This window comes from Nocardia wallacei (assembly GCF_029868745.1).
GTDB lineage: Bacteria > Actinomycetota > Actinomycetes > Mycobacteriales > Mycobacteriaceae > Nocardia > Nocardia wallacei_B.
Map to the genome: position 1 here is coordinate 1 of NZ_JARWOP010000087.1, position 6,631 is coordinate 6,631.

General features: G+C 70.3%; 5 protein-coding genes. 4 read left to right on the top strand and 1 reads right to left on the bottom strand.

The window, feature by feature from the left end; all coding sequences use genetic code 11:
- Window positions 1-648: 648 nt before the first annotated feature.
- The 3 genes from QH470_RS06530 to QH470_RS06540 all read left to right on the top strand — a co-directional run bounded on the left by QH470_RS06530 (window position 649) and on the right by QH470_RS06540 (window position 4,689).
- The gene (locus QH470_RS06530) at window positions 649-1,443 is read left to right on the top strand and encodes an ABC transporter permease (protein WP_280271367.1); all 795 of its coding nucleotides are present in this window, start codon (window positions 649-651) and stop codon (window positions 1,441-1,443) included.
- Window positions 1,440-3,827: an ATP-binding cassette domain-containing protein gene (locus QH470_RS06535; protein WP_280271363.1), complete on the top strand. Its 2,388-nt coding sequence runs from the start codon at window positions 1,440-1,442 to the stop codon at window positions 3,825-3,827. The genes QH470_RS06530 and QH470_RS06535 overlap by 4 nt, the downstream gene beginning before the upstream one ends.
- 136 nt (window positions 3,828-3,963) lie before the next feature.
- Window positions 3,964-4,689 (top strand): TetR/AcrR family transcriptional regulator, encoded by a 726-nt coding sequence (locus QH470_RS06540; protein WP_280271364.1) that lies wholly within the window; start codon window positions 3,964-3,966, stop codon window positions 4,687-4,689.
- A gap of 10 nt (window positions 4,690-4,699) precedes the next feature.
- On the opposite strand, the gene QH470_RS06545 is transcribed toward QH470_RS06540, so the two are convergent.
- Window positions 4,700-5,689, bottom strand: coding sequence for an AurF N-oxygenase family protein (locus QH470_RS06545; RefSeq protein WP_280271365.1), 990 nt, complete (start codon window positions 5,687-5,689; stop codon window positions 4,700-4,702).
- Window positions 5,690-5,781: 92 nt separating this feature from the next.
- Here QH470_RS06545 and QH470_RS06550 point away from each other — a divergent pair, with 92 nt between their 5' ends.
- Complete coding sequence (locus QH470_RS06550; RefSeq protein ID WP_280271366.1) at window positions 5,782-6,537, top strand: lytic transglycosylase domain-containing protein; 756 nt, start codon at window positions 5,782-5,784, stop codon at window positions 6,535-6,537.
- Window positions 6,538-6,631 lie beyond the last annotated feature (94 nt).

Consider the following 6,631-nt stretch of genomic DNA (forward strand, 5'->3'; position numbering starts at 1 on the left):
TCGGGGTGGGGTGTATGTGGGGGGGTTTGAGGGGGGTGGGGTGGGGGGGTGTGGGGTAGCGGGGCGTCGGTGTGGCGAGTACGGCGGGGCGGTTGGCTGTGGTGTGTTTTCATGGGGGGGGGGGGTGGTGGGTGGAGCGTCACTGCGGTCGTGGCAGCGGGAAGTCGTGGGTGTTGGCGGTGGCGTTGCGTCGAGTGTGGGCGATCGGGTGGTGGTGGGCGGAGTATCACTGCGGTCGAGTCGTGAAGCGCGGCTGTTGATGGAGGTGTCGCGGTGGGTGTGGGCGGTGGGGTTGTGGGGGATGGGGTATCGCTGCGGTTTTGTCGTGGGGAAGTTGCGGCTTTTGGCGGGGGCGTTGCGTCGGGTGTGTTGTGGGGTGGTGGCGGTTGTGCGCGGGCATGAATGGGTGGGTGGTGCCTGGGCTGGATACGGGCGGGTGGCGCCGGGGGGCCGTGTTTCTCGGACATTGGGTTGGGGGGGGTGGTTGGGGGAGAGTTGGGTGGGGGTGGGGCGGCTTTCCGGCAGCGGTGATCCGGCCTTGATGGACACGGGTCGCGGGGAAGTGGCGGGATTTGCCGTGTGGGGTCGATTTGTGTCTGCGCAGGCCGGGTGGTCGGTGCGTGGGGGTGACGACGTGGGCGGGTGGACATGAATCGGGGCTTGCTGTTGCGGGGATTGCCCGCGGTGGTCGTGGTGGTGGGGGCGGCGGTGGGGCCGTGGGTGGCGCCGCGGGCGGTGGACGCCACCGTGGGGATTCCGTTTGCCGCGCCGGGGGCGGGGGCGCCGTTGGGCGGGGATCGGTTGGGGCACGACGTGTTCAGCCGGTTGCTGCACGGTGGGTGGGGGCTGATACTGCTGGCCGTGTTGATCGCGGTCGCGGTCACCGGGTGCGCGAGTGTGCTGGGTGCGCTGGCGGCGCTGCGGCCGCGGCTGGGGGCGGTGATCGAGCGCGGTGCGGATCTGGCGATCCTGTTGCCGGCCGTTCTGGCGCTGCTGCTGGTGGTGGCGTCGTGGCCGGAGTCGGGGGCGTTCGGGGTGGTGCTGGTGGCGATCGTGTTCGGAATCCCTTACTCCGCAAGGGTGTTCGCGGCCGCGGCGACGCCCGTGGCCGCCACCGGGTATGTCGAGGCGGCGCGGCTCGGCGGGGAGTCCACCGCTTACGTGGTCTTCCGCGAGATGCTTCCGAACATGCGTGAACTGGTCTTCGCGCAGTTCGGCTTGCGTTTCGTCGAGGGCATGTACCTGGTGGCGACGGCCGCGTTCCTGCGGCTGCCGACCTCGCTCGGCGCGTCGAATTGGGCGGTCATGGTGCGCGACAACGCTTCCGGGATCCTGCTTAATCCGTGGGCGGTGCTGGCGCCGAGCCTCGCCATCGGCATCGTCGCGGTGAGCGTGAATCTGCTGGCGGCCGCGCTGGGACGACGGGAAGCGGGGCGGACATGATCGTGGTCCGGGAACTGTCGGTGTCCGCGGCGTCCGCGCCGCTGCTGGACACCATCTCGCTGCGGGTGCCCGAGGGCGGTGTCACCGCGCTGCGCGGGCCGTCCGGATGCGGCAAGTCGACCCTGATGAAGGCGTTGCTCGGGCAGGTTCCGGCGGGCACCACCGCGAGCGGGGTGGTACACGTCGGCGAGCACGAAGTGCTCACCCTGGAACCGCTCGCGTTGCGGAGGTTCCGGCGTGAGCAGATCGCTTTCGTCGGCCAGGATCCCGGCGTGGCGCTGAACCCGACCATGCGCGTCCGCTCCTTGCTGGGCGAATTATCCGACCCCGCAACAGCTTTGGAATCCCTGGCGGCGGTGGAACTGCCCGAGTCCTACCTGCGCCGCCGCCCGGCCGAACTGTCCGGCGGCGAGCAGCGCCGCGTCGCCCTGGCCCGCGCCCTCGCCCGCCGCACCCCGGTCCTGGTCCTGGACGAGCCCCTGGCCGGTCTACACGGCCGCCTACGCACCTCCGTCATACACCTCCTCCGCAGCCTGGCCGACGACCACGGCACCACCATCGTCGTCTCCGGCCACGACACCGCCGCCCTGCACGACTTGGCCGACGAGGTGGTCACAGTGGGCAACGGTCGTAACGTGATGTCCGGCAAGGTTGTCGATCCCAGTCGCGACTCGTCCGTCGGGCTGGGCTCGGCTGACGAGGCGCTCACGGTAGGTAGCGGTCGTAACGTGATGTCCGGCAAGGCTGTCGACTCCAGCCGCGACTCGTCCGTCGGGCAGGGTTCGGCTGACAAGGTGATCGCAGTAGGCAGCGGTCGTAACGTGATGTCCGGCAAGGCTGTCGACTCCAGCCGCGACTCGTCCGTCGGGCAGGGTTCGGCCGGCGAGGTGACCGCGGTGGGCAATGGTCGTAGCGCGATGTCCGGCAAGGTTGTCGACCCCGGCCGCGACTCGTCCGTCGAGCACAGCTCGGCCGACGAGGTGACTGCGATAGACAGCGGTCGTAACGCGATAGATGGCGAAGCTGTCGACCTCCGCCATGACATGCCCGTCGAGCACGGCTCGGCTGACGAGGTGATCACGGTAGGCAACGGTCGTAGTGCGGTATCCGGCGAAGCTGTCGACTCCAGCCGTGACGCGCTCGTTGGGCAGGGCTCGGCTGATGAGGCGATCGTGGTGGGGGACGGCCGTGGCGCGGTATCCGGCAAGGCTGTCGACCCCGGCCGTGACGTGTCCGTTGGGCAGGGCTCGGCTGATGAGGTGGTCGCGGTGGGCGGTGGTCGTGGTGCGGTAGGCAGCGAGGCTGTTGATCCCGGGCGTGATGCGTCTGTTGGGCAGGGCTTGGTTGATGAGGTGGTCGCGACAGGCGACGGGCGCGGTGCGGTGCGCGGAAAGGCGGTTGATTCCGCCGGGGATAGCTCGATCGATTTCGCCGTGGAAGAGTCGGTGACTTCGGATGTTGCGGGCCGGTCGTGCCCGGGCGAGGCCGTCGTTGGGCCGGAACGTCCTGGCGGCGTGGGGGTTTCGGCTACGGATTCGGTGGTCGGCGGCGCGCTGCCCGGAGATGGTGTGCATCGGCCCGTGGATGCTGTGGGTGCGGGGGTGAAGCCCGATCGGCATGCTGCCGGAGTGCCGGTGGGTTCTGGCGGCACGGTCGGTGGAGCAGGCGAAAGTTCAGGTGGGACCAAAGGTATTGGTGCCCAGGTGCTTTCGGCGTCCGGGCTCGGGGTGTCGATCGGGCGGCGGATGGTACTCGAAAATGTCGACCTGGGGTTGGCGGCGGGGGAGTCGGTGGCGGTGGCGGGGCCGTCGGGGGCGGGGAAGTCGACGTTGGCTCGGGCGGTGGTGGGATTGCGCCGGGCCGCGGTGGGGGAGGTGCGGGTGTCGGGGCGAGTGGCGTTGGTGCCGCAGGACAGTGCGGGGAGTCTCAATCCGCGTCGGACCGTGGCGCAGACGCTGTCGCGGCCGGTGCGGCGGCACGGTGGTGTGCGCGGGCCGGAGGTGATGGCCGAGGTCGCGCGTTTGCTGGACACGGTGGAACTGGAAAGCGCACTGGCCCAGCGGTATCCGCACGAACTGTCCGGTGGTCAGCGGCAACGGGTGGCGCTGGCCCGGGCCTTGGCGCTGCGACCGGCGGTGCTGGTGTGCGACGAGATCACCTCGGCACTCGACCGCGGCACCGCCGACGCCATCATGACCCTGCTGGACAGCCTGCGCCGCGACCGGAATCTGGCCCTGCTCGTCATCACCCACGACATGCACGTCGTCTCCCGCTACTGCACCGGCATGTGCGTACTCGAATCCGGCCGCATCGTCGAAACGGGCCCGGTCGCCAAGGTCCTCGCCGCCCCGGCACACGACGCCACCGCCGCCCTGCTGGGCTGAGTGGCCTGGACGACCGGACCGCATCGTCGAAACAGGCTTGGTCGCCGAAGTCCTTCGGCTCCGGCACATGCTGCCACTGCCGCCCTGCTGGGCTGAGCGGTCCGTGGCCGAGAACGGTGGGGCATACACTCGGTGGGTGTCGAGTGCAGCAGCGGTGCCCGCGGCGGCTGGGGGGCGGCAGGAGCGGTGGCAGCCGCATAATGCTGCGCGGCGGGAGCGGATCGTCGAGGCGGCGATTGCGCTGCTGGAGGAGCATCCGGCGGGCGCGGACATTCCGGCGCAGCAGATCGCGGCGCGGGCCGGATTGGCGAAATCCGTTCTGTATCGGCAGTTCTCGGGCCGCGAGGAGCTCGATCGTCGGGTTCGGACCACCATCGCCGAGCGCTTCACCGACGCCTTGGACGCCGCGCTGGACATCGGCGCCGGGTCCATCGCGGAGATCTTGGCCCGCGCGGTCGGCGTGGTCGTCGACTGGATCGGCGACCATCCGCGCCAACACGAATTCCTGCGCACCGGCCCCGCGGCGGACGGCCCCGAGGACCGCGACGCGCTGAGCGGCCTGATGATCACCATCACCGGCCGCGCCAACGGGCTGGTGTCCGGGCTCGCCGGCGCCGTCGGCGTGGCCGACCCGCCGGTCATCGACACCATGACCTTCGCCATCGTCGCCATGGTCGAGGCCACCGTCACGCGCTGGGCCCACGAACCGGACCCCGCGCTCGACCGCGCCGCCCTGATCGCCGAGGTAGCGAGCTACGCCTGGAGCATCCTCGACGGCGTCGCCCGCACGCACCACCTCACCCTCGACCCCGACCAGCCCCTTCTCCAGCTGATCGAGGCATTGGCCGCACCGGACCGATGAGTGCTGCCGCTCACGCCGCCCGGCGCGCCGGTTCGCTGCGATAACGCGAGGGCGCGCCATCGATGTTCAGCGCTCGCCAGAGCAGCTTGGCGGGGGCGGGCATGAGGCCGAGATCATCGACCAGCTTGCGCACGTCGTCGAAGTAACCCGAGAGGATCTTGCGCGAGGCGGGACCGCGCCAGAACGCCTCCTTGATCACCTCGCGCGGAATGTCGAACTGCCGGGCGAACGACCGCGGCGGCGTCATGATCTCGCCGGCCAGCCACCGCATCGCGAGCGGGAACGCCAAGGCGCACACCGCTTTTCCGGGCAGACCCATCCGCTCGATGTGGGCGGTGAGGTACTCGTGGGCGAAGGAGATGTGCCGCGCCTCCTCGGCGATGTGGATCTGCATGGTGCGCAGGACCGCCGGCGGCATATTGGCCTCGGCGCGGATGACCGCCTTCTGGTAGTGGTCGATCGGCTCCTCGCCGCCGAGAATGCCGATGAACAGGATGACGTGCGCGTATCCGCCCGCCACCCCGATCAGCGGCGACAGCGCCCGGAACACCGGCCGCATCCCGGGCACGTCCACGCCGACGCGGTTCACCAGCTCCTGGAACATCTGGATGTGGTTGCACTCCTCGGTCATCTCGTGCAGGCAGTACCGGAACTCGGGAGATCCGTTGGGCAGCTTCATGATGTACTGCATCAGCCCGCGGATCAGCACGCTCTCGAATGCCGCCCCCACCTTGATCACGTTCGAGATCCGCCATTTGCCGATCTCGATCTGCTGGTGCAGCGGCAACTCCCGGTACCAGCGGGTGGCGCCGAGCGGGTCGATCTCGGGATCGAGCACCCAGCGCGGGTCGTCGGGGTCGATCGCGAGTTCCGGCCCGTCCCAATCGATGTCGAGATACGGGTCGAAATGCCGATGCACCGATCCCTCGGACAGAGCCGCCAACGCCTCCGCGTACTCGGGCGTTATCGGGCCGGTGTGCATGGTGTCGGACAACGTCATCGGTGCCTCCTGAACCTCGACTCCCTTCGAGAATACGTGGGACTCGGAGTCCCACACAACCGCCATCGCCCGGATATCTGGATGATGGAGAGGTGCGTCCGAAGAAGGCCGGTGCTCGAACCGCTCGGAAGGTCCGCGCCGCCCTGCTCGGCGTCGTCGCGGCGGCCGTCGTGCTGTCCGGGTGCGGGGAGGTGCAGCAGCTCCCGCCCATTCCGGAGGGCATCCCGCCCGGCGTGGGTACTCCCGTCCCCCCGATCGATCTCGACGCCCCCGGCCGCAGCGCCGGACAGCTGCGCGAGTGGGCCGACGAGCAGTCCGACGCGCTCGGCATCCCGGTCGTGGCGCTCGAGGCCTACGGCTACGCCGCGGCCGTGCTGGCCCGATCCCGCCCCGACTGCGGCATAGGCTGGACCACGGTCGCGGGCATCGCTCGCGTGGAGAGCAAACACGGCAGCCACGGCGGTTCCCGCCTGGGGTCCGACGGCCAGGTGAGCCCGCCCATCCGCGGTGTGCCGCTGGACGGATCGCCGGGCGTGGCGCGAATCGTCGACGAGCACGAGACCGCCCGCGCGGGCGAGCCCGTCTATGTGCGTGCGGAGGGCCCGTTCCAGTTCCTCCCCGAAACGTGGCAGCGCTGGGGCGCCGACGCCAACGGTGACGGCGTCGCCGACCCCGACAACATCGACGATGCCGCCCTCACCGCCGCCCGCTACCTGTGCGCCAGCGGAGGCAACCTGACCACCCCCGAAGGCTGGCAGCGAGCCCTGCTCACCTACAACCAGTCCACCCCCTACCTGAACAAGGTCCGCCTCCACGCCGCCGCCTACAGCGTCGGCCGCAAGGCCTGACCCCCAACAAACCTCTTGTTCACCTGGGGGGCGGGGGGGGGGGGGGGGGGGGGGGGGGGGGGGGGGGGGGGGGGGGGGGGGGGGGGGGGGGGGG